The sequence below is a fragment of the Steroidobacter flavus genome (genome assembly GCF_042651805.1).
Lineage (GTDB): Bacteria > Pseudomonadota > Gammaproteobacteria > Steroidobacterales > Steroidobacteraceae > Steroidobacter > Steroidobacter flavus.
Genome location: NZ_JBHSDU010000015.1, coordinates 810,051 through 834,718, shown reverse-complemented (window position 1 = coordinate 834,718; position 24,668 = coordinate 810,051). Strand labels below are relative to the sequence as shown.

At 61.9% G+C, this 24,668-nt stretch carries 22 protein-coding genes and 1 riboswitch; of the genes, 12 read left to right on the top strand and 10 right to left on the bottom strand.

What is annotated here, in order from left to right:
- The first annotated feature begins 7 nt into the window (after positions 1–7).
- Positions 8–1,258: a DUF763 domain-containing protein gene (locus ACFPN2_RS31445; RefSeq protein WP_380604119.1), complete on the top strand. Its 1,251-nt coding sequence runs from the start codon at positions 8–10 to the stop codon at positions 1,256–1,258.
- Here the strand turns inward: ACFPN2_RS31445 and ACFPN2_RS31440 are convergent.
- Complete coding sequence (locus tag ACFPN2_RS31440) at positions 1,235–1,744, bottom strand: nuclear transport factor 2 family protein (protein ID WP_380604117.1); 510 nt, start codon at positions 1,742–1,744, stop codon at positions 1,235–1,237. The two genes, ACFPN2_RS31445 and ACFPN2_RS31440, sit on opposite strands and share 24 nt — an antisense overlap.
- Positions 1,745–1,958: 214 nt before the next feature.
- Positions 1,959–2,177, top strand: a riboswitch (cobalamin riboswitch).
- A 218-nt stretch (positions 2,178–2,395) separates the two neighbouring features.
- Between ACFPN2_RS31440 and ACFPN2_RS31435 the strand changes: the two genes are divergently transcribed.
- Together ACFPN2_RS31435 and ACFPN2_RS31430 are read left to right on the top strand one after the other, a co-directional pair.
- Complete coding sequence (locus ACFPN2_RS31435; protein ID WP_380604115.1) at positions 2,396–4,579, top strand: TonB-dependent receptor; 2,184 nt, start codon at positions 2,396–2,398, stop codon at positions 4,577–4,579.
- 4 nt (positions 4,580–4,583) lie between these two features.
- A complete protein-coding gene (locus ACFPN2_RS31430) occupies positions 4,584–6,179 on the top strand; it encodes a PepSY domain-containing protein (protein WP_380604113.1) in 1,596 nt (531 codons plus the stop codon).
- On the opposite strand, the gene ACFPN2_RS31425 is transcribed toward ACFPN2_RS31430, so the two are convergent.
- Positions 6,094–7,065 (bottom strand): LysR family transcriptional regulator, encoded by a 972-nt coding sequence (locus ACFPN2_RS31425; RefSeq protein WP_380604111.1) that lies wholly within the window; start codon positions 7,063–7,065, stop codon positions 6,094–6,096. The two genes, ACFPN2_RS31430 and ACFPN2_RS31425, sit on opposite strands and share 86 nt — an antisense overlap.
- 96 nt (positions 7,066–7,161) lie before the next feature.
- Between ACFPN2_RS31425 and ACFPN2_RS31420 the strand changes: the two genes are divergently transcribed.
- On the top strand, positions 7,162–8,595 hold the full coding sequence (locus ACFPN2_RS31420) for an aldehyde dehydrogenase family protein (protein ID WP_380604109.1): 1,434 nt from the start codon (positions 7,162–7,164) through the stop codon (positions 8,593–8,595).
- A gap of 1 nt (position 8,596) precedes the next feature.
- Here the strand turns inward: ACFPN2_RS31420 and ACFPN2_RS31415 are convergent, their stop codons facing one another.
- The 3 genes from ACFPN2_RS31415 to rtcR form a co-directional block, all read right to left on the bottom strand.
- Positions 8,597–9,727, bottom strand: coding sequence for a methyltransferase family protein (locus tag ACFPN2_RS31415; RefSeq protein ID WP_380604107.1), 1,131 nt, complete (start codon positions 9,725–9,727; stop codon positions 8,597–8,599).
- Positions 9,728–9,766: 39 nt separating this feature from the next.
- The gene (locus tag ACFPN2_RS31410; RefSeq protein WP_380604105.1) at positions 9,767–10,825 is read right to left on the bottom strand and encodes a glycoside hydrolase family 11 protein; all 1,059 of its coding nucleotides are present in this window, start codon (positions 10,823–10,825) and stop codon (positions 9,767–9,769) included.
- A 178-nt stretch (positions 10,826–11,003) separates the two neighbouring features.
- The gene (rtcR, locus tag ACFPN2_RS31405) at positions 11,004–12,584 is read right to left on the bottom strand and encodes an RNA repair transcriptional activator RtcR (protein ID WP_380604103.1); all 1,581 of its coding nucleotides are present in this window, start codon (positions 12,582–12,584) and stop codon (positions 11,004–11,006) included.
- A 260-nt stretch (positions 12,585–12,844) separates the two neighbouring features.
- Between rtcR and ACFPN2_RS31400 the strand changes: the two genes are divergently transcribed.
- From ACFPN2_RS31400 to ACFPN2_RS31385, 4 genes are all read left to right on the top strand, one after another.
- Complete coding sequence (locus ACFPN2_RS31400; RefSeq protein ID WP_380604101.1) at positions 12,845–14,398, top strand: RNA-binding protein; 1,554 nt, start codon at positions 12,845–12,847, stop codon at positions 14,396–14,398.
- 97 nt (positions 14,399–14,495) lie between these two features.
- Positions 14,496–15,719, top strand: coding sequence for an RtcB family protein (locus ACFPN2_RS31395; RefSeq protein ID WP_380604099.1), 1,224 nt, complete (start codon positions 14,496–14,498; stop codon positions 15,717–15,719).
- A gap of 2 nt (positions 15,720–15,721) precedes the next feature.
- Positions 15,722–16,732, top strand: a complete 1,011-nt coding sequence (gene rtcA, locus ACFPN2_RS31390; protein ID WP_380604097.1) for an RNA 3'-terminal phosphate cyclase — start codon at positions 15,722–15,724, stop codon at positions 16,730–16,732.
- A 31-nt stretch (positions 16,733–16,763) separates the two neighbouring features.
- Positions 16,764–17,723 carry an alpha/beta hydrolase gene (locus ACFPN2_RS31385; RefSeq protein ID WP_380604095.1) on the top strand — a complete coding sequence of 320 codons (960 nt, stop codon included), beginning with the start codon at positions 16,764–16,766 and terminating at the stop codon, positions 17,721–17,723.
- Positions 17,724–17,745: 22 nt separating this feature from the next.
- Here the strand turns inward: ACFPN2_RS31385 and ACFPN2_RS31380 are convergent, their stop codons facing one another.
- Positions 17,746–17,898, bottom strand: a complete 153-nt coding sequence (locus tag ACFPN2_RS31380; protein ID WP_380604093.1) for a hypothetical protein — start codon at positions 17,896–17,898, stop codon at positions 17,746–17,748.
- A 159-nt stretch (positions 17,899–18,057) separates the two neighbouring features.
- The gene (locus ACFPN2_RS31375) at positions 18,058–18,696 is read right to left on the bottom strand and encodes a glutathione S-transferase family protein (protein WP_380604091.1); all 639 of its coding nucleotides are present in this window, start codon (positions 18,694–18,696) and stop codon (positions 18,058–18,060) included.
- Between the two features lie 77 nt (positions 18,697–18,773).
- Between ACFPN2_RS31375 and ACFPN2_RS31370 the strand changes: the two genes are divergently transcribed.
- Genes ACFPN2_RS31370 through gorA form a run of 4 tightly spaced genes read left to right on the top strand, consistent with a single transcriptional unit; the run spans position 18,774 to position 21,813 of the window.
- Positions 18,774–19,043: a GIY-YIG nuclease family protein gene (locus ACFPN2_RS31370; protein ID WP_380604089.1), complete on the top strand. Its 270-nt coding sequence runs from the start codon at positions 18,774–18,776 to the stop codon at positions 19,041–19,043.
- The gene (locus ACFPN2_RS31365) at positions 19,043–20,167 is read left to right on the top strand and encodes a DUF1615 domain-containing protein (RefSeq protein ID WP_380606703.1); all 1,125 of its coding nucleotides are present in this window, start codon (positions 19,043–19,045) and stop codon (positions 20,165–20,167) included. Before ACFPN2_RS31370 ends, ACFPN2_RS31365 begins: the two co-directional genes overlap by 1 nt.
- Before the next feature lie 25 nt (positions 20,168–20,192).
- Entirely contained in the window at positions 20,193–20,459 is a 267-nt protein-coding gene (locus tag ACFPN2_RS31360; protein ID WP_380604088.1) for a YheU family protein, read from the top strand.
- A gap of 10 nt (positions 20,460–20,469) precedes the next feature.
- Positions 20,470–21,813 carry a glutathione-disulfide reductase gene (gene gorA / locus ACFPN2_RS31355; protein ID WP_380604086.1) on the top strand — a complete coding sequence of 448 codons (1,344 nt, stop codon included), beginning with the start codon at positions 20,470–20,472 and terminating at the stop codon, positions 21,811–21,813.
- Positions 21,814–21,816: 3 nt separating this feature from the next.
- On the opposite strand, the gene ACFPN2_RS31350 is transcribed toward gorA, so the two are convergent.
- From ACFPN2_RS31350 to ACFPN2_RS31340, 3 genes are all read right to left on the bottom strand, one after another.
- Positions 21,817–22,740: a DMT family transporter gene (locus tag ACFPN2_RS31350; RefSeq protein ID WP_380604084.1), complete on the bottom strand. Its 924-nt coding sequence runs from the start codon at positions 22,738–22,740 to the stop codon at positions 21,817–21,819.
- Positions 22,741–22,812: 72 nt separating this feature from the next.
- Positions 22,813–23,052 carry a putative signal transducing protein gene (locus tag ACFPN2_RS31345; RefSeq protein ID WP_380604082.1) on the bottom strand — a complete coding sequence of 80 codons (240 nt, stop codon included), beginning with the start codon at positions 23,050–23,052 and terminating at the stop codon, positions 22,813–22,815.
- Positions 23,053–23,058: 6 nt separating this feature from the next.
- Complete coding sequence (locus tag ACFPN2_RS31340) at positions 23,059–24,588, bottom strand: M20/M25/M40 family metallo-hydrolase (protein ID WP_380604080.1); 1,530 nt, start codon at positions 24,586–24,588, stop codon at positions 23,059–23,061.
- Between the last annotated feature and the right edge of the window lie 80 nt (positions 24,589–24,668).

The following is a 24,668-nucleotide window of genomic DNA, read 5'->3' as shown; positions in this document are numbered from 1 at the left end:
CCGCATCATGGGTAAACGTACAGGTAGCGCCGATCTTCCCCTGCATGGCGGGCATGTGCCGCCGTGGCTGTCGGCGCGCATGGCCAAGCTGGGAAGGATCATCGTCGAGGCCATCGTGCTGGAATACGGCCGCGACGAGTTGTTGCGCAGGCTCGCGCATCCGTTCTGGTTTCAGTCCTTCGGCGCCGTGATGGGCATGGACTGGCATTCCTCCGGCATCACGACCAGTGTGATCGGCGCGTTGAAGCGCGGCCTTGCTCCGATACAGCAGGAACTTGGTATCTACGTCTGCGGCGGCAAAGGTGCGAAGTCGCGAGAGACGCCATCGGAGCTGATGGCGTTAGGGGATCGCACTGGACTCGACGCGGCGCCGTTAACGAATGCGAGCCGACTGGTCGCGAAGGTCGATAGTGCAGCCGTGCAGGATGGTTACGATCTCTATCTGCATGCGTTCATTGTGACGACCGACGGCCGTTGGTGTGTCGTTCAACAAGGCATGAATGAGCAGCGACGCGAAGCACGCCGTTATCACTGGTTGTCGGAGAATCTGCAAAGCTTCCTGGATTCGCCGCACACGGCTATCGAAGGTCGCAATCAAGGCTCGATTATCAATCTGGCGGATGTTCGGGCGGAGCGGAATCGACGCGCCGGTCTCGAGCTGGTGCACGCGGGCCCGGACCGCCCCGTGGCCTTGCTGAAACGATGGCGCGATTCGGGAAATGCGGCGCTGAGTTTGTTTCCTGAGCCGGACCCGACGCCGCACTTGAGCTTGCCCGCTCATCACGAAGTACGCGCATCGGACGTGGTATTGCGACGTTTGCACGCGGCGCTCGCAGCGGCCGCGGATCGTGGTCCCAAGGATTTCGCCGATCTGCTGCTCACGCCAGGCGTGGGTGCGCGGACCGTCGCGGCGTTAGCGTTGGTTGCTGAAGTTCTGCACGGCGCCCCGGCGAGGTTCAGCGATCCGGCCCGCTTCTCGATGGCTCATGGTGGAAAGGATGGCCACCCGTTCCCCGTGCCGCTGAAGGTTTACGATCAAACGATTCGAGTGCTCAAGGAGGCGGTGAGCCGGGCCAAACTCGGTAACGACGAAAGACTCGCCGCGATCCGTCAGCTCGACGCTCAAGCTCGGGCCCTCGAAGGGCGCGTCGCCGGCCCGAGCTTCGATGCGTTCATCTCGGAAGAACGCGCGCATGCCGCCGAGTATGGCGGACGAACGGTGTTCGACGACGCTTCAGCCACGAGCAAGCGCGGCTGATTGCTCCAGGGTGATGCCTGCCACGAGGGGATCGGCGTGTCGATGCGCCAGCCGCCACTCCTTTCCTTCCCGCCGATAGACCAGCGTGACCCGTAGCGCCCAGGGCTGCGATGGCAAACCGCCGACTTCCACCTGGGCTCGTTCGATGAGCGCGAGCACCACCATGTCCGGCGAGCCGTAGGCGGCGATCACTTCCTGTTCCAGGGTGCCGTTCTTGAAGAAGCGGCCCATGGCCTGCATGCGCTCGGCGGTGAGATCGATACGACGCGTCGGTTTGCCGCCGAACGGGGCCATGATGGTGAAGTCGTCGGTCAGGGAAATGAGCTCCTGGTATCGGTCGATGTCCCCACGCAGCAGGGTCGCGTTGGACTCTTCGGAAAGTTTGATGAGCTCGCGGACCGTGTCATCGACCGGTATCGCGGTGGCATCGAGTGAGGCGAGGGCGGCTCCGGCCGCGGCAAGGACGGTACGACGTGAGGCAGGCATGCTCGATCTCTCGTTTACAGCAAAGCGGCGCGAACTCTAGCGATCGGATCGGGCCGGTCGGCAGTGCCTTTGGTTATCCATGGACACTCACCCAAGCGGGCCGGTGTAATGGCCACGTTAACGGCTCAGAAAACATCGGTTAACGTCGTTACGAAACCGTTATTAACGCCATAAGCGCCGCGTGTAACGGTTGACGCTTCCGGCAAAGCGCAATATCGTGCGCCCCGTCCACGGTGCCTGCTCCCCGAAGAGCGGGCTGAAAAGGGAACCCGGTGCCCACGCTGTCAGCGTGCATTCCGGGGCTGCCCCGCAGCGGTAATTGGGAACGAACGGCGCACACAGCACTGGGCTTTTGCCTGGGAAGCAGCGCCAAGTAGGTCGGCACACGCCGAAGCCCATGAGCCCGAAGACCTGCCGAGGATCGCGCGCTGTTACAGGCGCGCACAGGCTGTCGGGCTCTCGTGGGAAGGGGCTGGCGGATGTTCGCGTCGCTGCGTTCGCCGGCGAATCGCGCCTTCCGTTATTCCATTTTTTCCATCGATGACGTGCTCGCGCGTTTGTTAACGCGGGCAGGCGGCCTCGTAACCGTAAATAACTGGCGGCCGGTGCGCTCTGTGCACAGGCTGGATAAAACCAATAAGCGAGGCAATTGTGAGCAAACACGGGGTCGCCCGCTGGGCGAGCGGTTTGGGAATGCTGGCGGTGGCGCTGCAGGCGAGTGCGACCGACCGCAAGGCGGATGAGACCGAGTCGATCGTGGTCGAAGGACAGCGGGAGCGCAGCACGGTCGTGCTCGATGAGCCAGTGCTCACGGGCTCGCGACTCGGCATCGATGCATTCGATCTGCCGGCCAGCGTTTCGGTGATCTCACATGAATTGATCCAACTGCGCGGTGCGCGAACCGCCATGGAAGCCATCGAAAGCGCTGTCGGCATGACCGGCGGCACGTCGGTCGGCTCGATTCCGAACTACGCGACGCGCGGATTCTCTGGCAACGACATCACTGTCATGCGCGATGGCATCCGCCAGAACACCGCCTCGCAGTCGTCGCGCCCGCTCGACAGCTTTCTGTTCGAGCGCATCGAAGTGCTCAAAGGCCCGGCCTCGCTGCTGTATGGCGAAGGCGCGGTCGGTGGCGCGATCAACTACGTTTCCAAGTTGCCCGACGACACCACCAAAGCGGAAATCATGGCCACCGTCGGCTCGTGGAATACTTATCGCACCGGCTTTGGCGTGGGCGGCCCATCGGGCGTCGACAAGCTCTACTACCGCTTCGATGTTTCGCAGACGCAATCCGATGGCTACGTCGATGACAGCGGTTATGACTACACCGCCGCCGCCGCCGCCTTACGCTACGACGCCACCGACGACACGACACTCACTTTGCAGAGCACGTTCCTGAAGGACAGCGTCAGCAGTTATTACGGTACACCGCTGGTTTACGATGCGGTCATCGATCAGACCGGTGCGCAGGCGGTGCGGCGTGCAAACAGCGCGACCGATCGACTGGTGAATGCTCGCATCGATGGGCGCACACGTCGTCTCAGCTACGACAACATCGACAACTGGTCGAAGGCCGACAACTCGTTCACGCGGTTCATCGTCGATTCCAACCTGTCCGAGCGCTGGACGTTGCGTAACGAGACTTACGTTGCCACTCAGCACATGGACTGGCGGAACACCGAGAGTACGGTGTGGAACCCCGCGTCTCAGCTGGTCGAGCGCGGCAGTTTCTTCCTGATCTATCGCAACGACCTGCAGATCGGCAATCGCGTGGATTTGCGTTGGAGCGGCACGCTGGCGGGTCGGCCGAACACGTTCCTGATCGGCGCGCTCTACGATAATAACGAGCAGATCCGTAACAGCGGACAGACTCTGCCAGCGTCGCCGACGCCGGCCAATGTGCCGCTGGTCGGCTTCGATCGAGGCTACGGCCCGGACGTGCACTATCAGCGCACGGTGAAGGTGACGACTGAGAACGCGGCGGTCTACGTTGAAAACATTTACGAGCCGGTGCAGCGCTTGAAGGTGGTCGGCGGCTTGCGCTACGAGCAGATCGATGTGGAACGCAAGTCGTATGTCGGTCTCGATCCATACACCAAATCGTACGATCCAATCACCGGTCGGCTCGGTGTGATCTTCGAGGCGAGCGATGCGCTGAATCTGTACGCCAGCTACAGTCGCGCCGCTCAGCCGGTGTCGCAGCTGGTGAGTCTCACGGTGACTCAGGACAACTTCAGCCTGCAGAAGGGCGCTCAATACGAAGTGGGGGCCAAGGCGTCCGTTCATGGCACGGACCTGACGCTCGCGCTGTTCGATATCGAGAAGAAGGATGTGCTGACGACGAATGCGGACCGCGTCAGCTCTCAGATCGGGAAGCAAGTGTCGCAAGGCGCCGAGCTTGCCGTGGCGTTCACGTTGCCGGGAGAGTTTCGAATCGATACGCACGCCGCCTGGACCTGGAAGGCGGAGTACGAAGACTTCTTCGAGAATCTCACGAACGGCGGCGTCCTCTCTCGCGAGGGCAACACTCCGGCGAACGTGGCGAAGTTCGTCGCGGGCCTGTTCATCGTGAAGCCGTTGGGCGATTGGGAGTTCACTGCCGGTGCGCGTCACGTGGGCGAGCGGCAGGCCAATACCAACAACGGCATCCAGCTCGACGCATACACGACCTTCGATGCCAGCGTGGGTTATCGCTGGAACGACGCACAGATCGTCCTGCGCGGGCGCAACCTGAGCGACGAAGAGTACGCCGAGTGGGCCTCGGGCAGCGGTTTGATGGTGAGGCTCGCCGATCCGCGCAGCGTCGAGCTCGGTATGAAGTACTCGTTCTGACGCCATGAGCTTCAAGCGGCAGCTGTTTCTATTCCACCGCTGGGCGGGCATCGTGCTGTGCCTGTTCTTCGCGCTGTGGTTCGTGAGCGGGATCTTCATGATGTACGTGGAGTTCCCGCAGCTTTCGAAGCCAGAACGGCTGGCCGGGGCGCGGCTGCTGAATTTCTCAGCCGCGACGCTCACGCCGGCGGACGCACTGACGAAACTGCAGTGGAAAGACTTTACGAGAGCAGCGACGCCGAGCACGCTCAAGAAAATCGCCGTCGCTGATCCCGAGCAGCCAGCGGCGCCGCGCTCGATTCGCCTGGCAATGATCGCCGAGCGGCCGGCGTATGTGATTCACGCGGACAACGGAGCGCAACCTCGAGTCGTGTTCGCGGACAACGGCGAAGTGCTTCGCGATGTGAGCACGAAAGCGGCGGAGGAGGCCGTGACGGGATTCGTTCAGAGAAGCGCTGCCTCGCTCGGCAAATTCGCTGCGCCGTTCGAAGGTAGCAGCATAGCTTTCGACGGCACTGTGCAAACCGATCAATGGACGGTATCAGCTGCACTCAACGATCACCGACCGTTGCTCAAGTTCGCGATCAATGATGGTGATGGAACGGTGCTCTATGTTTCGTCGACGACGGGCGAAGTCGTTCGGGACACGCACAGCACGGAGCGGGTGCTGAACTATTTTGCCGCCGTCACCCATTGGCTCTATCCGACGTTCGTTCGCAAGTATCCGGAGTTTTGGGAATGGATGGTCGACATTCTCTCCGGCATCGGCGTGGTGCTTGCGATTACGGGCCTATGGATCGGTTGGTTGCGCTGGAACCGTCGTGCCAAACCCGGCAAGCCGCAGGTGCCTTACAAAGGGCTCATGCGGTGGCATTACTTCACCGGCATCATCTTTGGCGCGCTGACTGTGACGTGGGTGTTCAGCGGGCTGCTGTCCATGAATCCTCTGAATTTGAATCCGCCGCGTCGGGCTCAGGCGGATCAGCAACTCATCTATACGGGTAAGTCGCTCACGGTCGGCGATTTTGAAGTGCCGTCGCAAGGGTTCGGCGCGCTGGCGGTGGAAGCCGATCTCGTTCACTACGCGGGTCAACCTTTCTATCGAGTCGCCGACCGAGACGGTTCAATACGCATGGTTGCTGGCAGCGCCGCGGCGACGACATTGCCCGATGCCGAGGCCATGCTGGCCCGCGCGCCGACCTTGATTCCGGACGCTTCGCTGGTTGAAGCAACCGTGCTTACCGCTTACGACAACTATTACTACTCGCGCCACCCGGAGCGGGGTGAGCGTCCGCTGCCCATCATTCGCGTGCGCTTCGACGATGAGCGGCACACCTGGTTTCATCTGGATCCGCTCACGGGGCAGATTCTCGATCGCAGCACGCGGACCCATCGGGTCTATCGCTGGTTGTACAACGGCCTGCATTCCTTCGATATCTGGTGGCTGTGGCAACGCCGCCCGCTATGGGACATCTGCGTCATCGTGTTCTCGCTCGGCGGATTGTTGTTGTCGGTCATCGGCGTCGTGATCGGCTGGCGCCGGTTACGGTACGAACCGCGACGGCGGGCCGCTTCAAGCGCCGCGGTTTCTCCCTGTTGACGACCTCATGGATGAGGTCGATCAACAGTCGTAACGCGGTCGGCACGTGACGATTGGCCGGGTAGTAGAGTGAGATGCCAGGGAATGGTTGCATCCACTCGCTGAGCACGGGAATCAAGCGCCCCGCGGCGAGGTCATCCCTCATGAACCAATCGGTGAGAATCGCGAGCCCCACACCGGCGAGCGCGGCCTCTCGAATGAGCGTCGGCTCGTCGAGTGTGAGTGCGCCGGGCACGTCGAGATTCAGCGCTTCGTCGCCACGCTCGAATTCCCAGCGATAGAGCCTGCCGCCGGGCAATCGATAGCGAATGCAGGTATGCGATAGCAGATCGAGCGGTTGACGCGGTCGCGGATGTTTGGCGAAGTACTCGGGCGAGCCGACGACCGTCATGCGTAACTCCGGCCCCATCGGCACCGCGATCATGTCCTTGGGCACCAGCTCGCCGATGCGAATGCCCGCATCGAATCCCGCCGCGACGATGTCGACCATGCGAGCCTCGGTGACGATGTCGACGTTGACTTCGGGATAGCGGCGAACGTACTCGAGCACGATGGGCGCGAAGGCCATGTGAGCGGCGCCCGCCGGTGTGTTGATGCGCAACGTGCCGGCCGGGTTCTGGCGGTGGGTGTTCAACGCATCCATCGCGCCGTTGATCTCGTTCATCGCCGGCGCGATCCTGCCGACGAACGATTCGCCCGCTTCGGTGAGGGCGACACTGCGCGTCGTTCGATTGAACAGCCGCACGCCCAATCGTGCTTCCAGACCCGCCACGGCGCTGCTCAGTGCGGTCGTGGACATGCCGAGCTCGGTCGCTGCCGCACGGAAACTGCGACGACGCGCGACCGCCAGCACGGCCTCCAGTTCAACGATGCCCGATCGGTGCATTGTCCCGATTCCCCGGATGACTCATCAAGTATTGTCCATCTTACCAGGCCAATGCTCCGGCGCTACCTTGTCTCCACAGTCTTGAAGGAGGCAGTCATGCGAAACATCGGGCACAGCTACATCGACGGCGAATTCGTGGTCCCCAACGGCACTGAGCGCTTCGATCTTCACAACCCCGCAACGGGCGAAATCATCGGCCAGGTGCGGCTCGGCGATGTGGCCGACACGCGTCGGGCCATCGCCGCGGCCAAGCGGGCGTTTCCGGCGTTCTCACGGACCACCAAGGAGCAGCGAATCGACATGCTTCGTCGATTGCACACGGCGGTTGCGGCCCGGGCGGATGAGTTGACTCGGGCCGTGGTGCTCGAATATGGCGGCCCCATTTCTGTCCGAGCTCCATGGACCCGCGCCGCTGCGGGCAACTTCCTCGATCTGGCGGAAGCGCTGGAAACGTTTGAGTTCACGCGTCAGGCCAAGAGCGCGAAGGTCATCATGCAGCCCGTGGGCGTGGTCGGGATCATCACGCCGTGGAATTCCAACTACAGCTTCATCACGAACAAGCTGGCAGCGGCGATTGCCGCCGGTTGTACTTGCGTCATCAAGCCCAGCGAGATGAGTGCGATCCAGACGCAGGTGCTGACGGAATGTCTGCATTCGGCCGGTCTGCCTCCGGGCGTGTTCAACATTGTCAACGGACGCGGCGACGTGGTCGGTGCCGAGCTGAGCTCGAATCCCGATGTGGCGAAGATTTCTTTCACCGGGTCGACGGCGGTTGGCAAGGCCATCCTGCGCGCCGGCGCGGAGACGATGAAGCGTGTGACACTCGAGCTCGGTGGCAAGTCACCGACCGTCATCCTCGACGATGCCGATCTCGAGAAAGCCATTCCGCTCGCGGTCGCCGCGGGATTTCAGAACAACGGGCAGGCTTGCATCGCCGGCACTCGCATTCTCGTTCCTGAGAATCGTTTGGCGGAGGTGTCTGAGCTCATCGTGAAAGCCGTCAAAGCGGTGAAGGTGGGCGATCCGAACGAGGCTGACACGCAGCTCGGTCCGCTCGTCAGTCAAAGGCAATATGAGCGCGTGCAGCGCTACATTCGTGCCGGACTGAACGAGGGCGCGACGCTGCTGATCGGCGGCGAAGGACATCCGGACGGACTGGGCGGCTACTTCGTGAAGCCCACGGTGTTCGCCAACGTGACGAACGATATGACCATCGCGCGTGAAGAAATCTTCGGCCCTGTGCTGGCGCTCATCACGTATCGCACTGAAGAGGAGGCGGTCGCGATCGCCAATGACACAGACTATGGATTGCAGGCATATGTGATCTCATCCGATCCGGCGCGGGCTCAGTCGGTGGCGGAACGTATCAACGCCGGTCGCGTGCTGGTCAATGGACTGTTTCATGAACCGCAGGCGCCGTTCGGCGGCTTTAAGCAGTCGGGGATCGGTCGCGAGTACGGTGCGTTCGGTATCGAAGCTCATTTGGAAACGAAGGCCATTCTCGACCGGCGGCCGGCCGAGCGCGTCTGAGTTACCAAACGCCCGGAACGAATCGCCAGCGAACTTTCCGGGCGTACTCTGCGTAGCCATTGTTCGATCGGAGCAGATGTCGCTCCTCGGTGAGGGCTCGCAGCGCATAGATCGCCGTCCAGCCGAACAGTGCCAGTAGCGAGCAGGTCAGTGCCCGCCACTGGCCGGCGGCGAGCGACGTTCCGATGACTGGCAAGGCGCCGAACCACCACGCCAGATTTTTCGCCGCGTAACCCGGATGTCGGACAAAGGCATAGGGACCGTGCGTCACGATGCCGCGATTGGTCAGATTGCTGGCCTTGAAACCCAGCGCGACCGACGCCCAGGAGAAGAGGGCCAGTGCAAGCAGCACGAGAATGTTGACGGCGAGATGAACGAAATCGTTCGAGAACTGCGGGAAGTCGCTGCTCTGCCATTCCACAAAGCGCAAGGTGAAATCGTTGAACGGCGGATAACAGACGAGGCAGATGAACCAGCCGAAGAACGTCGGCTCGACCGAGCGGATCCGATTGCCGAGCGCGGGCAGCTCGATGATGTAACCGATCGTGAACAGCAGCGTGTCGACGAACAGAATCAGCTGGAAGGCCGCCCAGAACAGCGAGGTGTCGAACAGCTCGCGTCCTGAGAGGCCGCTGTCGATGCCGTTGATGAGCTGCTGCAGAGATCCTGACAGATTGGCGATATGGATCAGGCACCAGTTGATCATCAACGGCGCGAAGAAGAATTTCAGCAGCAACGCCAGGCCTGCTTGTCGGCTCAGAGGGGAAAGCTGCGGGTTCGTGCGATCCCGGCGCAGGGCGAACCACATTCCCTGTGCAAATGTGAAGGCTTTCGACCGCATCCATGGATAGGCGGCGTAGTAGGGAATGAGGATCACCGCATAGAGCGCGATCAGTGCGAGGAAGAGGGCGTGTACTGTGATGACCGCGTCGCCGACCTGCCACTGACCTTGCAACATCGAGCGGTGGAAATTGCTCAGCTGCGAGATGATCCAGCACGACAGGCCGATGAACGCGAGCGTCGATAGATAGTTCGAGGCGAAGCGGCGGTGACACAGCCGCACGAGCACGCTGAGAAAGAGGGTGGACGCGAGTCCACCCTTCGAAGTTGCGACGCGAGCTGCAGTGCTCATGGGATCGCGAGTTACGGTGATATTGTCGATCGGGCGCAGTTACGGCGTGTCGCCGTAGCCGATGGCGCCGTTACAGTGCATCCACTCGCTGTAAGAGCCGCCGCCACAACTGCCGTTGGCGTAGAGCCCGGTGTTATAACTTTGCGCTTCCGATTGCCGCGTCGTGCCGTTCACCTGAATGTAGTCGACCTGCACGTCGCGATTGCCGCTGTCGTTGGTGTAGGCAACCGTGATGCCGCCGCTCAAGGTGGTGGTGGCCGTGAAGTTTTGCATGCTGGTCGTGAGCGTCCAGGTCGCGACATTGGTGTTGTTGACTCGCAGGCTGATGGATTCTCCACCGACCGTGCCGCGTGCGCGTACGAGAATGGTCTTGCTGCTTCCACCGCCGCTGCTACTACTGCTGCTCGATGACGACGAGCTGCTGCTGCCGCCATCGCCTACGGTGATGTCGGAGCTGCCGCTGCTTTGATAGCCCTCGGTTGCCATGATCATGTAATTGAATGTCCCGAGGTTCAGGCCATAGCTGCGCCATGCGTCGAAATGATTGCCGGTGGTGATGGTGCCGCCGACCCGTTTCTGCTGACGAACGCTCCAGTATTGATAGAACGTTCGTGTGCCTTCGATGGACGGTTGATTCACCCGTTGGGTGCGATAGACATCGTAGGTGCCGCCATCGCTCGTGACGGTGCCGAGGTAGCCTTCGCCACCGGGCGGGCGCCACGTGCCCCAGCTATCGACGATGTAATACTCAACCAGCGGATTCGTGGTCCATCCATACAACGCGAGATAAGAATTCCCGGACGGATTGAAGCTGCCCGAGTAATTCACGCTGCGGCGTCCGCCGGTTTGCCAGCCTTTGCCGCCGACCCAGTTGCCGACATTGCTCCATTGGGACGAGTAGCGGCCGCCGGATTGCAAAGTGAACGAGACGGAGCCGCCGCCGTCGGTCCAGAACGAGTAGTAATAACCGCCGTGCGTGCCGGTTTGGCTCGAAGTCAACGTCTGAGCGCTGGCGGCCGGGCCGAGCAGGGCGGCAGCGCAGGTGAGTGCGGAGAACAGCGTGCCGGCAACGGTCAATCTTTTGAAGATTCCATTCATGGTCGATCCCCCTTTCGTTGTGGCGTCAATTGAAAAGCAGACATTCGATGGGCTGTTTGTTATGGACCTCCTGGAAATTTGTTACCGCTAACTTTCGGGCGTACTTATCCGCCTGCCGCAGCGAGGTGTCAAGCGCTGCTCCAGGTGTATGGAAAGATATAGCGGCAACGATGTTTCGTTATTGCCTGAGCGCGGCCCAATCCAGATTGAACCGGGCCAGATATTTCTTCAGCCGGTCGCTGTCGTTGACCGCGCGCCGACGAGTTCGCGACGCTGCAAACAATTTTCGGCCGGCTTCGGCCAGCGTCGTGCACGAGCGGCAGGTCGCGATGACCGCGTCGAGCTGCAATCGGTCGAACAGATCGATGTCGGCGAGTGCATCGGCGCTCAACACAGAGTCGAGATGACCCTGCGACTGTTCCGGTTGCCACGCGTGTTGTAGCCGCTCAATCTCGTCTTTGACCACAGCGACGGTGATGCGCCCGTCTTCGGCGAGCGTCGCCATGCGCATGATGGACGCGGACAGCTCTCTGAAATTGCCGTTCCATACGGCGGCCGCGGAGGTGGCGAAGCGCTGATATTCCCGGCGTGCTTCGGCGTTGAAGCGCACGTTGACATCATTGTCCTGCGCGAATCGCTCCAGCTCATAGTCGATGTTCGGCTCGACGTCCTCGCGTCGCTGGCGCAGGGCGGGCAGTTCGAAGACCCAGAGGTTGATACGTGCGAGCAGATCGTCTCGAAACCGGCCAGCCGCGACGGCAGACCGCAGATCGCGATTGGTGCCGGCGATCAGCTGAAAGTCGCTCTCGACTTCCTTGTCCGAGCCCATCGGGGCGAAACGCTTCTCCTCGATGGCCTTGAGCAACATGGTTTGCTCGTCGATACCGAGCTCGCCGATCTCATCGAGAAACACGACGCCACCGTGCGCTTTACGAAGCAATCCCGCGCGATCGGCCTGCGCTCCTGTGAACGCTCCTTTGACGTGACCGAACAATGTAGAAAGCGCCGCGTCTCCGCGCAGAGTGGCGCAGTTCACTTCGACGAACTCGCCCTGGATCTGATGGCGAGACCGCTTCAACTCGTAGATGCGTCGAGCCAGCGTCGACTTACCGGCACCCGTCGGCCCGTTGAGCATCAGCGGTGCCTTGGAGCGCGCGGCCACTCGCTCGATGCGAGCGATCATCTGGTTGAAGGCCGCGTTGCGCGTCTTGATACCGGACTTCAGGAACTCGGTGCTTTCCTGCTTCTCGCGCGCGAAGCGGGCACCGATCTGGTTGTAACGCGACAGGTCGAGGTCGATGAGCGAGTACGAGCCCAGCTCCCTGCCATTCTGCTTGCGCGGCGGGGATGTTTGCAGCAGCACCGCCGGAAAGTAGCGGGCTTCGGTCAATAGGAACATGCAAATCTGCGCGACGTGCGTGCCCGTGGTGATGTGGATGAGATAGCGCTCGCGCTCCGGATCGAACGCATAGTTGCGAGCGAACTCATGCAGGCAGCCGTACATTTCCTGGAAGTCCCAAGGATCTTTGGGATCGCACAGGTGCAGGTTCACCTTCGTCTCCGGCGATACCGAGGCGATGTCTTCCTGGAGTTGATTGGCGATGCGCGTGTGAGCGCGGCCGTAGAGCATTTCGAATCGATCGACGACCAGATCTTCGTGCTGACAAATCGAAACGCTCGGACGCCACTTCTCCCAGCGACCGGGACCGCCGCCGCTGTCCAGTACCGAGCCGAGGAAGCCGATCACGACCGTTTTCATGCTCTATCGAATAAGCGAAGTGACTAGCGTAAAAGATAGCATCGATCGCTACAGGCCTGCTCGGATTCCGCACGGTCATGAGCAGGAAATCTGCTAAATACGTCGTCAAGTCAGTGAGTTAGGCGTGGGGGAACAGACTGGTCCCGCCGCCTGGCACACCGGTTGCTCTCTAGTCTCGCGAGCAGTGAATCAACGATACGGGCGGCGCCATGGGGGCGCCGCGGTTCGCGAGAAACGAGTTGGAACGGGAGCAACGGATCATGGCCAACAAGCAGCTTTTCCAGACGATGCAGGGCGCGTTCGTGCCGGCGGCAGTGGATAAGAACCGGGAAGGTGCGCCGGCGTACAAGTATTCGCCGAAGCACCTGCTGGCTCAGTACGCGGTGACCGGCTGCCTCAACAACACCTTCTACGCGAGTGGCGAATATCAGCTCGCCAAGGTGCTGGAGTTGAGCAAGGAGCTCGATGCGGAGTTCATTGCGAAGACCGCGGTGTATGCGCGTGAGAGTGCGTCGATGAAGGACATGCCGGCGCTGTTGCTGGCGGTGTTGTCGACCAAGAGCCCGGAGTATTTGCGTCGTGTGTTCGATCGAGTGGTCGATAACGGTCGCATGCTTCGTAACTTCGTGCAGATCCTGCGCAGCGGTGCGGTGGGCCGGAAGTCGCTGGGCTCGGCGCCGAAGGAGCTGGTTAAGCGGTGGTTGAGCTCGGCGAACGACCGGCGCTTGATCGAGGCGGCGGTCGGCAGCGATCCGTCGCTGGCCGATATCGTGCGGATGGTTCATCCGAAGCCGAACGATCGGGTGCGTGAAGCGTTCTACGGTTGGTTGCTGGGTAAGCCGTACGCGTTGGAAGCCCTGCCGCAGAAGCTGCAGGAGTACGTCGTGTATAAGTTCGACCGGTCGCATGCGTTTCCGGATGTTCCGTTCCAGATGCTGACCGCGCTGGGCTTGAAGCGGGACGAGTGGGCGATGGTCGCCCGCCGTGGCAACTGGCACATGGTGCGCATGAACTTGAACACGTTTGCCCGTCATGGCGTGTTCGAGATCGACGGGATGGCGCAGGTCGTGGCGGACAAGCTGCGAGATCCGGAAGCTATCGAGAAGGCTCGAGTGCTGCCGTATCAGTTGCTGGCGGCGTATCGCGCAGCCGGACCGGATATTCCGAACGAAGTGCGCGAGGCGTTGCAGGATGCGATGGAACTGGCGTTATTGAACATCGGCAAGTTCGCGGGTCGGGTGGTGGTGTGCCCGGACGTGTCGGGTTCGATGTCGACGCCGGCGACTGGATTGCGCAAGGGTGCTTCGAGCGCCGTGCGATGTATCGATGTCGCTGGCCTGGTGGCGGCGGCGGTGGTTCGCGCGAATCGGAATGCCATCGTGATGCCGTTCGAGAACGTCGTTCGCTCGATTGTTTTGAATACGCGGGACTCGGTGATGACCAACGCCGAGAAGCTCGCGGCAATCGGCGGCGGCGGAACGAACTGCAGCGCGCCGTTGCGATCGTTGAATGCGCGGAACGTGCAGGCGGACCTGGTGATCTTTGTTTCGGACAACCAGTCGTGGGCTGACGCCCGCAACTCCGGTGCGACCGAGATGATGCGTCACTGGGCTGCTTTCAAGGCGCGCAACAGCGAGGCGAAGCTGGTGTGTATCGACATCCAGCCGCATGGAACGTCGCAGGCCCTGGAGCGAGCGGACGTGTTGAACGTCGGCGGCTTCTCGGACGAGGTGTTCAACGTGGTGAACGCGTTCGCCGCCGGCAAGTTGTCGGCGGGTCATTGGACAGCAAAGATTGAAGAGGTTTTGATTTGAGTTTGGTGCGCCCGGGAATGCGTTTGTGACTACATCGTGTTGATACAAGTCACCGACAATTCTGGTCCCGGGCGCATCGATCATCGGAGTAAAGGACATGAACGAGAAGACTCACGAGACCATGCACGTCGAGGGCGGCGCGCATGTGAAAATGTGGACGCGGGGCGTGCCGGTCGAGGACGATGCGAAAAAGCAGCTGCAGAAGACGGCGCGGATGCCGTTTATTTTTCAGCACATCGCGGTGATGCCCGACGTTCACGTCGGCATCGGATCGACGATCGGTAGCGTCATTCCGACGCTGCAGGCGGTGATTCCCGCGGCGGTCGGTGTGGACATCGGTTGCGGCATGATCGCGGCCAAGACCACGCTGAACGCATCCGACCTTCCGGATAACTTGAGCGGCGTGCGCTCGGCGATCGAGCGAGCGGTGCCTCACGGGCGTTCGCCCGGCCGGCGAGACAAGGGTGCGTGGGGCGATGAGCCTCCCGACGCAGTGGATGTTGCCTGGTCCAAGCTGGACGAGGGCTTCAAGCGGATCACGGATAAGTATCCGCGCTTGAAGAACACGAACAACCGTGCGCACCTTGGAACGCTCGGTACCGGCAACCATTTCGTCGAGGTTTGTCTCGACGAGGAGCAGGCGGTGTGGTTCATGCTTCATAGCGGATCGCGCGGTGTCGGTAACGCCATCGGTTCGTTCTTTATCGAGCTGGCTCGGAAGGACATGGAGCAATGGATGATCAATCTGCCGGATCGGGACCTCGCGTACTTCCCTGAAGGCACGCAGCACTTCGACGACTACGTCGAGGCGGTGGAGTGGGCGCAGCACTTCGCGCGCTTGAACCGGGAGGTGATGATGCAGAATGTGATCGAGGCGGTGCGCCGGGTCATTCCGAAGCCGTTCGAAAGTCATATCGAGGCGGTGAACTGTCATCACAACTATGTGAATCGGGAGCACCACTTCGGTAAGGATATTCTCGTGACCCGAAAGGGAGCCGTGAGCGCTCGAAAGGGCGAGCTCGGCATCATTCCGGGCAGCATGGGGGCTCGTTCGTACATCGTGCGCGGCCTCGGCAACGAGGACAGCTTCCATAGCTGCAGCCACGGTGCCGGACGGACGATGTCGCGTACCGAAGCCCGGAAGCGCTTCACGGTGGACGATCACCGTGCGGCAACAGCAGGAGTGGAGTGTCGAAAGGACGTGGATGTGATCGACGAGACTCCGGCTGCCTATAAGGATATCGACGCGGTTATGCACGCACAGCGCGACCTGGTCGAAGTGGTCCATACATTGAAGCAGGTCGTGTGCGTCAAGGGATGAAGATGATCGAGATCGATGGCTCTCAAGGCGAAGGCGGCGGGCAGATTCTGCGCTCGTCGCTTTCGCTGTCTATTTGCACGCAGCAAGCGTTTCGGATTACCAACATTCGCGCCAATCGCGATAAGCCGGGGCTGTTGCGCCAGCATCTGACTGCGGTCAAAGCGGCGGCGGAGATTTGCGATGGCGATCTGACCGGCGCCGAGATCGGCAGCCGTGAGTTGACCTTCAAGCCGGGACGGTTGAAGGGAGGCAACTATTCGTTTGCGATTGGCACCGCCGGCAGCTCGACACTCGTCTTGCAGACGGTGTTGCCGCCTTTGTTGACGGCTGCGGAGCCGAGCGTGGTTCGCATCTCAGGTGGTACTCACAACCGCGGGTCGCCGCCGTTCGACTTTCTGCAGCGGGCGTTTCTACCGCTGATTGCGCGGATGGGCGCGACGGTGGAGCTGGAGCTGCGACGATATGGTTTCTATCCGCGCGGTGGCGGTGAGATTGTCGCCAGGATCACGCCGTCTGAGTTGTCCGCGTTGACGCTGGTCGAGCGTGGCGAGCGAGTGCGCGGCTACGCGGAGGCGTATGTCGCGGCCTTGCCGGTTCATATCGCTCAGCGCGAGCTGGAAGTGATTGGCAAGCGTTTGAACTGGTCGCAGGATCAGTTGATCTTGCGCGGCCTGTCGAACGACATGGGGCCGGGGAACGCGGTGACGATCACAGTGGAGCATGCGAACGTGACCGAAGTGTTCACGGGGTTTGGCGAGCGGGGCGTGCGTGCGGAGGAGGTTGCTTCCAGCGCAATCGATGAGGCGCGCGAGTACATCGCGGCCAGCGCGGCCGTGGGCGAGCACCTGGCGGATCAGTTGTTGTTACCAATGGCACTTGGACACGGCGGGTCGTTCACGACCATGACGGTCTCCGAACACCTCAAGTCGAATGCGCTGATCATCGAAACGTTCACGCCGCGGCGGGTGACAATTACCGAGTCGACTGGGGGTTTTGCGGTCCGCGTTCGTTAAGACGTTCAACAATTTCAACCGAGGACGACCGGTGCTGAGCATCTGGAAAAGATTGGGCATTTGTCTCGCCGCTTCGATGGCGGTGGCAACGGCGAACGCCGATAGCAACCCGCAGCCGGTCGAACCGACCCAAAGCCGCGTGCGGCCCTATGCCATGGAACATTCCAAACAGTGGACGTTCCGCACCCCGGCGGGCCGGACGTTCGAAGTGACTGTGGCCCTGCCGGCGCAACCCGCGCCGGCCGGTGGCTACCCGGTGATGTATGTCCTGGACCCGAGGACGTCGTTCGCGACGTTGACGGAGACGGCGCGCAATCATGAGTGGATGTTTGGGCCCACGGTGGTTGTGGGCGTCGGCTATGCGAGCGAGGCCGAGGGGAGCAATCGCGGTTTCGACATGACCCCGCCGGGGACGGACCCGGCGAAGTTGCCGAAGATCCTTCCCGGCGGGTGGGGCGCGGTCGGCGGAGCTGAGGAGTTCGCCAGCTTTCTGCTGGGCGATGTGCGTAAGGCGGTGGCGGCGGAGGTCTCCATCGATCCGCATCGACAGGCGCTATTCGGTCATTCGCTGGGCGGCCTGTTCACGTTGTATGTGATGTTCACGCGGCCGCAGAGTTTCGACACTTACATCGCGGGGAGTCCTTCGATCTGGTGGTCGGACAAAGTGCTTCTTCGCGAGCTGCCCCGCTTTCAGGCGGCGCTTCAGAAGGGTGACGTTGAGCCGCGTCTGTTGATTACTGTCGGCGGGCTGGAGGATCGAACGAATCCGGAAGAGCGGCGGCTGCTGGAGATGATGAAGGTGCCGCTCGAGCCGGATCTGGCCCAGTTCGCCGATATGGTCGGCAACGCGCGTCGTCTGACTACAACGCTGCGAGACCAGCACAAGGTGGCTGTCGAACTGGTGGAGTTCGCCGGCGAGACGCACAACTCGGTCATCCCTGCGTACCTCGCCCGAGGCGCGCGTTTCACCCTGTCGCGGTGGTATCCCTAGCGATCGACCTCGTAAGGCCGGGTTACAGAGCGCCAAAGCCCCGCAGCGCCAGCCACGACGCACCTGCCCATACCGCGCCCTTGATGAACAGGGCCAGAAAGGTCGCTTTGGCAGCGTATTTCACCCAGTCGGGGGACTTCTGCACGGTGGCGGCGATGGCAATCGGCGTCTGCATTGCGTATTCCTCGGCGAGTTCGGTGGCGATCGAGAACTGCGAACGAGGATACGAGCGGCGTGCGTGCAGCAAATATCGCCGTATGGACCAACGACCCCTACGGCGAGGTGTGCGATTTGCTCTACGACATTGCCTTAGCCGGATGGCGGACAGGGCGCGCTAGTTTTGCCAGTCCGACAGGCCTTCGCGCGCGTTGACCTCGATAAATGCAGGTCGGGCGCGCATGCGATGGATGTACGGCGTGAGGTTCTTCCAGGCGGTCGCCGGGCGCGGCATGTTTCGCGACCAGCGCATGAGCATGGTCGCCAGGAAGTCGGCCGCACCGAGCTCCTGGCCCAACAGATGCGTGCGACCGTCGGCCATGTGCGCATCGAGACGATCCCAAGCGGCTTCGATTCGACGACGCGCCAGCGCCTTCACTGCCTCGGCCCCCGCGGGATCGCCATCGGTATCGGCGTAGAACCAATCGCGCATGGCGGGTAAGAGTGTGTTCGCCAGGAAGATCATCATCTCGATGTAATCGGCACGTCCGGCCGATCCGGGCGACGGGGCAAATCCCTTTTCCGGATGACGCTCGGCCAGCAACATCAGCAGGGCGGCCGACTCGCCATGCGGCTTGCCATCGATCGTCATCGCTGGAATGCGACCCGTGGGATTCAACCGCAGATATTCCGGCGATTTCTGGGCGCCAGCGTCGATGCTGACCAGCTTCGCTTCGAACGGAATGCCGAGCTCGATCAGCATCCAATGAACCGCCAGGCTGGCGGCGCCAGGAGAGTAGTAGAGGGTGTATGTCATGACGTTATGATGCCCCATCTTTCGATTGGCCAGGCACCCCTTTGCCCGAACGCGGGTAGCAGCGATAATCGCTACCTATGACTGACTGCTGGTGGGTTTATTTGCTGGCGTGCCGGGATGGCCGGACCTATGCGGGGATCGCGACCGACGTCGCTGCCCGCTTCGAAGTCCATAGTCGCGGCAAGGGGGCGAAATTCACCCGGTCGAATCCGCCGGTTTGTGTGCTGGGGTCGGAGTCCTTCGCCACCAAGTCCGAAGCAATGAAGGCGGAGGCGGCGTTGAAGAAGCTGGACCGCCCGGCGCGGCTGGCCTGGGCGAAGCTGCGAGCGGCCAACTCACCCTCATGATGGCTCGCCCGCGCCTTGGCGCTGAACGTCCGTTCCTGATCCGCAGGGTGGCGACGCTTCTCTGTATCGCCTTCATTTCCAGCTGTTCGACGCCAGTGATGCGCGAGCCGGCCGTCGATCCGGACGTGGCGCGGGCGGAAATCGTCAAGCGCATCTCCCCGACGGTCAAGAATCGCGAGGTCTGGGCGGTCGATATCTTTGCCGCGTTCGAGGCGCTGTCGATCCGGCCGACGCCGGAGAACATCTGTTCCGTGATCGCTGTGACCGAGCAGGAGTCGACGTTTCAAGCCAGCCCGGCGGTGCCCGGCCTGCCGGACATTGCGCGTCGTGAGATCGACGCGAGAGCCACGCGCTACAAAATTCCAAAGTTCCTGGTCGATGCCGCGCTGGGCGTGGAGTCGCCGACCGGCAAGACGTATCGCGAGCGACTCGAGAAGGTCCAGACCGAGCAGGAGTTGAGCGATATCTTCGGCGACTTCATCGGCATGGTGCCGCTCGGCGAACGTTTGTTCGGCAACTTGAATCCGGTGCACACCGCCGGGCCGATGCAAGTGAGCATCGAGTTCGCCGAAGAGCACGCGCGCGAGAAGCGTTATCCCTATCCGATGCCGGGCAGCGTTCGCGACGAGGTATTCACTCGGCGCGGCGGCATGTACTTCGGCATCGCGCATCTGCTCGACTATCCGGTGAATTACACCGATCCGTTGTTTCGTTTCGCCGATTACAACGCCGGTCATTACGCCAGCCGCAACGCTGCTTTTCAAAATGCGGTGAGCAAATTGTCCAAGACCAAGCTCGCGCTGGATGGTGATCTGTTGATTCATGGCACCAGCGATCCGAGCAATACCGAATTGGCCATTCGCAGCCTGGCCGGCGATCTCGATCTGGATAATCGTGCGATCCGGCACGATCTGGAGCTGGGCGCCGAGCAGGCGTTCGAGGACAGTAAGCTTTTCAAGCGAGTGTTCGCCCTGGCGGACAAGCGCCTGAAGACTCAAGTGCCGCGTGCGGTGCTGCCCAACATCCGACTGGAAAGTCCCAAGATCACACGCAAACTCACCACTGAATGGTTCGCCAAGCGCGTCGATGAGCGCTACGACCGCTGCCTGGCGCGAGGCCGCTAGGGCTTCAGCTGTGCTATCGTCGGGCATGCCGTTCGATCCCTCGACCATGAATGCCGACGACGAAGATCTCACGCCTGTGCCGGTGCCGCACACCGAGCTGTCGGCCGATGCGCTTCGAGGTGTCATCGAGTCGTTCGTGCTGCGCGAGGGCACGGAGTACGGCGAGCGCGAGTTCACGCTCGATGAAAAGCTCACGCACGTCCTGCATCAGCTCGAGCGCGGCGAGGCGCAGATCATGTTCGACCCGCAATCCCAGTCGGTCGATATCGTGGTGACACGAAAGCTCAGATAGATTTCCATCCATGGCTACTCAGCGTGATTTCAATCTTTTCGTGATCGGTGCCGGCTCCGGCGGGGTGCGCGCGGCGCGTGTATCTGCGGCCCACGGTGCCAAAGTCGCAATCGCCGAGGAATATCGGATCGGCGGCACGTGCGTGATTCGCGGCTGCGTGCCGAAGAAGTTGCTGGTGTACGGCGCGCATTTCGCCGAAGACCTGGAAGATGCGCGCCGCTTTGGCTGGGACGTGCCTGAAAGGAAGTTCGATTGGCCGACGCTGCGTGACAACGTGCTCGCCGAGGTCACACGACTCAGCGGCCTGTACACGCAGACACTCGACAATCACAAAGTGAAGGTGCTGCCGGAGCGTGCTGTCATCACGGGTCCGAACAGCGTGCGTGTCGGCGAGCGCGAATACACGTCCGACGTGATTCTCATCGCGACCGGCGCTCGTCCGCATGTGCCGAAGCAGCCGGGCTGCGAGCACGGCATCACGTCCAATGAGGCGTTCCATCTCGAGAAACTGCCCAAGCGCCTGATGATCGCGGGCGGCGGCTACATTGCCAACGAGTTCGCGGGCGTGTTCAACGAGTTCGGCGTGAAAGTCACATTGGTCAATCGCTCGGATGCGATCCTGCGGGGCTATGACGCGCAGATTCGCGACCGGCTGTTGCAGATCTCGATGACCAAGGGCATCCAGTTCCTGTTCAACTCGCCCATCGAAAAGATCGTCAAGGAACCGAGCGGCGCGCTCAGCGTGCACATGCCCGGCGGACCGGTCGAGTTCGACGCGGTGATGTTCGCAACCGGGCGCGTCCCGAACACGCGTGGGTTGGGGCTGGAAAGCGCCGGTGTCGAGGTCGATGAGGATGGCGCAGTTCGTGTGGATGACGAAAGTCGTTCGACGTGTCCGTCCATCTATGCCGTCGGCGATGTGACCAATCGCGTTCAGCTCACGCCCGTGGCGATTCGCGAAGGGCAGGCGTTCGCGGACACGGTGTTCGGCAAGAAGCCAACGAAGGTGGACTACAAATGTATTCCGTCGGCGGTGTTCAGCCATCCGCCGCTGGCCGGTGTGGGCTTGACCGAAGGTGAGGCGCGCAATCAGCTCGGCAACGTCAAGGTTTACACCGCGGACTTCCGGCCGATGAAGAACGTGCTCGCAGGGCGCAATGAGCGCGCGTTGTACAAAATCGTCGTGGATGAGGCGACCGAGAAGGTCGTCGGCGCTCACATGATCGGCCCGGACGCGCCAGAAATTCTGCAGGTCCTCGCGGTCGCGGTGAAGGTGGGTCTGCGCAAGTCACAGCTCGATGAAGTGGTCGCGATTCATCCGACCATGGCGGAAGAGCTGGTGCTGCTGAAGTAGCTTCTAAGCTTCCGGCGCCGACTCTGGCGCCGGCGGACTCGGGCGCTTTTTCAGCTGATATTCGCGCCACAGGATAATCAAGCCGCCGGCGACGACCAGCGGCGCGCCGATCCACACCGAGGCGGAGGGGATTTCGGCGAAGAACACGTAGCCCAGGATCACGGACATGATCATGTTGCTGTAGTCGAGCGGCGCGATCGTGGACGCGGGCGCATAACGATACGAGTAGGTCATCACGATCTGGCCGATGACGCCGAACAGCCCGGCCAGCAGGATCAGCAGCCATTGGATCGGCGTCGGCACGACCCAGCCGCTGAATGCCGTCAGCGCGGACAGCACCATGAAGGTCAGCGAGAAATAGAACGTGATCGTGATCGCGTGCTCGCCGCCGCTCATCATGCGCAGGAAGATCATCGCCACGGCCGAGAACATGGCCGCACCGAGCGCGACCAGCACGCCGAGCGACGCACCGTCCGCGAATGTGAGATGCGGGCCGAGCATGATCAGCACGCCGATGAATCCGAGCGCCAGCGCGGTCCAGCGGAAGCGATGAATCTTTTCGCCCAGGAACACCATCGCCAGCAGCGTGATGAACATGGGCGAGGTGAACGAGATCGCGGTCACGTCCGCCAGCGGAATCATCGTCACCGCGCTAAAGAGGCAGTACATGCTCACGCTGCCGGACAACGAGCGCAGCGCATGCGATCGCAGGTTCGACGTCTTCAGCAGATACAGCTGGTTCGTATACCAGGTCAGCGCGGCCAGCAGCGCAATGGACACTACGCCGCGTACGAAGATGGTCTGTCCGACGGGAACGGCCGGCCCGAGCAGCTTCACGCACAACGTCATCCCGGCGAACAGAACGACGGAAACCAGTTTCAGCGCGATGCCCAGGATGGGGCGATGTAGAGAGGCGGCGGCGTGCAAGGAAAGCGTTGGTGTTGGGCGTTGGACCGCAAGGCTCGCGATCCAGGGCCCGTCAGCTTACCTCATGACGACTCATTCGTCCTGCGATTCGTCGATTTTCAGCTCGCCGCGCTCGTATGCATCGATGACGAGCTGCGCAGCGGTGCGGTCCGCCTCGTCGATCATGATCGCCAGGTGGCCCAGGGCGGGCAGCTCGCCCAGGCCACCTTGCAACATCGCGCCCTGCAGGAATGTATCGATGCCGCGCTCTCTGAGCAGTCCCTCGACCAGATGAGCTTCGATGTAATCGCTGCAGCGGAAGATGCGGATCATCAGACCTTATTTCACTTCGGCAATTTGATAGAACATGTCGACGTAACCCATGACCGCGTCAACGATGCCCGCGACTTTGGGATTGGTCGATTCCACGACGTAGTACTCGTCGGGCGCGTGGGCGCCGGAGCCGTGACCGAGGCCGAAGTGACCGGCAGGCAGTGACACCGGCGGGGCGGTGAATACGGCGCCGGGCCAGGAGCCGGCCAATCGCGGATTGAGGGTCGCTGTCACGCCGGCGCGCTTGTACGTCGCCAGCTCGGCGCGAATGATGCGGCTGTCTTCGGCGGTTTCGGTGGGATCGTAGCCGCCGGTGACCTTCAGCTCGACATCGTTGAAACCTTTCTTATCCAGATGCGCGCGTAGTTTCTCGACGGCCTCTTTGCGCGTCTGGTTCGGCACGAGCCGCAGGTCGAGCTTGGCGACCGCCCGTCCCGGCAGAACGGTCTTGCCGCCCGGGCCGGTGTAACCGGAGACCAGGCCTTCGATGTTGACCGTGGGTTGCGAGGCCAGCCGTTCGAGTGCCTTCGGGTAGGGCAGATCGTCGATCCAGCGGCTCACGCCCAGCAGCTTCTTCTGAGTCGCCTCATCGCCGTTGCGGGCGATTTCGGCGATCAACTCTTTCTCGCGCGCCGTGAGCGGGCGGACGTTTTCGAACCAGCCCTCGATCGCTGCGGTATTGCCGTCCGGTGTCACGAGCGTGTTGAGCGCCTGGACCAGGCGCCAGGGCGGCGAGTCGACCATGGCTTTCATGCTCGAGTGAATGTCGCCCTTCGGCCCGCGACCCCATTTCTCGCCGCTCGCGATCAGCTCCAGCTCGACCACACCTTTGGAGCCGAGATTGACCGCGACGCTGCCATTCATGTCCTGCCAGCTGGCCGGAATGAAAACGCCTTCGGCCTTCTTGAGCGCGGCGAAGACGTTGGGGCTCTGCACGACCTGATGGAAATGCGGCGAGCCGATTTCTTCCTCGCCCTCGGCGACCAGCACCAGGTTGACCGGCAATTTCACCTTGGCCGCGCGCATGGCATGAAGCGCGGCGAGCACGGTGGCTTCCGGACCTTTCTGATTCACGGCGCCACGACCGACGATGGCGCGCCCGAAGCCCGGCTTGTCCACGATGCGGGCCTCGAGCGGCGGTGACGACCACTCGGCCGGATCGAATTGCTTCACGTCGTACATGAAGTACAGCGCAAGCGTTCGCTTCGCGCCGTTGTCCATGGTCGCGAACACGCCGGGATGGCCGTCGGTCGGAATGATGGTGGCCGAATCGAAGCCGGCCTCGCGGGCCAGCGTTGCCATGTACTCGGCGCCTTCCTTCATGTTGAGGTTTTCGGCGGCGATGGACGGATGGGCGATCCAGTCCTGGATGCGCTTGATGGCGGCTTCGCGTTGCGCCTCGGCGGCCTTGCGAACAGCGGGATAGCGAGCGGTGGCGGAGGCCCACGCGGGCGTGCCTATGGCCAGGGCGCCGGCACTTGCCAGAGCGGCGGTCAGAAAATCGCGACGATCCAAACCGTGGGGAGACTCAGCCATGGATTCCTTCCTTACGGGTAGCGGGACCTGGCTGAGGATTCTGCCCTGAATACTGCCGACGGCCAATGCTATTTAGCACG

Excerpts from the sequence above, each read along its gene's own strand:
- ACFPN2_RS31430 (WP_380604113.1), top strand. The coding sequence starts at position 4,584 with ATGAGCTTCAAGCGGCAGCTGTTTCTATTCCACCGCTGGGCGGGCATC.
- ACFPN2_RS31445 (WP_380604119.1), top strand. The coding sequence starts at position 8 with ATGGGTAAACGTACAGGTAGCGCCGATCTTCCCCTGCATGGCGGGCAT.
- ACFPN2_RS31415 (WP_380604107.1), bottom strand. The coding sequence starts at position 9,727 with ATGAGCACTGCAGCTCGCGTCGCAACTTCGAAGGGTGGACTCGCGTCC.
- ACFPN2_RS31340 (WP_380604080.1), bottom strand. The coding sequence starts at position 24,588 with ATGGCTGAGTCTCCCCACGGTTTGGATCGTCGCGATTTTCTGACCGCC.
- gorA (WP_380604086.1), top strand. The coding sequence starts at position 20,470 with ATGGCTACTCAGCGTGATTTCAATCTTTTCGTGATCGGTGCCGGCTCC.
- ACFPN2_RS31400 (WP_380604101.1), top strand. The coding sequence starts at position 12,845 with ATGGCCAACAAGCAGCTTTTCCAGACGATGCAGGGCGCGTTCGTGCCG.
- ACFPN2_RS31345 (WP_380604082.1), bottom strand. The coding sequence starts at position 23,052 with ATGATCCGCATCTTCCGCTGCAGCGATTACATCGAAGCTCATCTGGTC.
- ACFPN2_RS31410 (WP_380604105.1), bottom strand. The coding sequence starts at position 10,825 with ATGAATGGAATCTTCAAAAGATTGACCGTTGCCGGCACGCTGTTCTCC.
- ACFPN2_RS31420 (WP_380604109.1), top strand. The coding sequence starts at position 7,162 with ATGCGAAACATCGGGCACAGCTACATCGACGGCGAATTCGTGGTCCCC.
- ACFPN2_RS31380 (WP_380604093.1), bottom strand. The coding sequence starts at position 17,898 with ATGCAGACGCCGATTGCCATCGCCGCCACCGTGCAGAAGTCCCCCGAC.
- ACFPN2_RS31375 (WP_380604091.1), bottom strand. The coding sequence starts at position 18,696 with ATGACATACACCCTCTACTACTCTCCTGGCGCCGCCAGCCTGGCGGTT.
- ACFPN2_RS31395 (WP_380604099.1), top strand. The coding sequence starts at position 14,496 with ATGAACGAGAAGACTCACGAGACCATGCACGTCGAGGGCGGCGCGCAT.
- rtcR (WP_380604103.1), bottom strand. The coding sequence starts at position 12,584 with ATGAAAACGGTCGTGATCGGCTTCCTCGGCTCGGTACTGGACAGCGGC.
- ACFPN2_RS31425 (WP_380604111.1), bottom strand. The coding sequence starts at position 7,065 with ATGCACCGATCGGGCATCGTTGAACTGGAGGCCGTGCTGGCGGTCGCG.
- ACFPN2_RS31440 (WP_380604117.1), bottom strand. The coding sequence starts at position 1,744 with ATGCCTGCCTCACGTCGTACCGTCCTTGCCGCGGCCGGAGCCGCCCTC.
- ACFPN2_RS31365 (WP_380606703.1), top strand. The coding sequence starts at position 19,043 with ATGGCTCGCCCGCGCCTTGGCGCTGAACGTCCGTTCCTGATCCGCAGG.
- rtcA (WP_380604097.1), top strand. The coding sequence starts at position 15,722 with ATGATCGAGATCGATGGCTCTCAAGGCGAAGGCGGCGGGCAGATTCTG.
- ACFPN2_RS31370 (WP_380604089.1), top strand. The coding sequence starts at position 18,774 with ATGACTGACTGCTGGTGGGTTTATTTGCTGGCGTGCCGGGATGGCCGG.
- ACFPN2_RS31360 (WP_380604088.1), top strand. The coding sequence starts at position 20,193 with ATGCCGTTCGATCCCTCGACCATGAATGCCGACGACGAAGATCTCACG.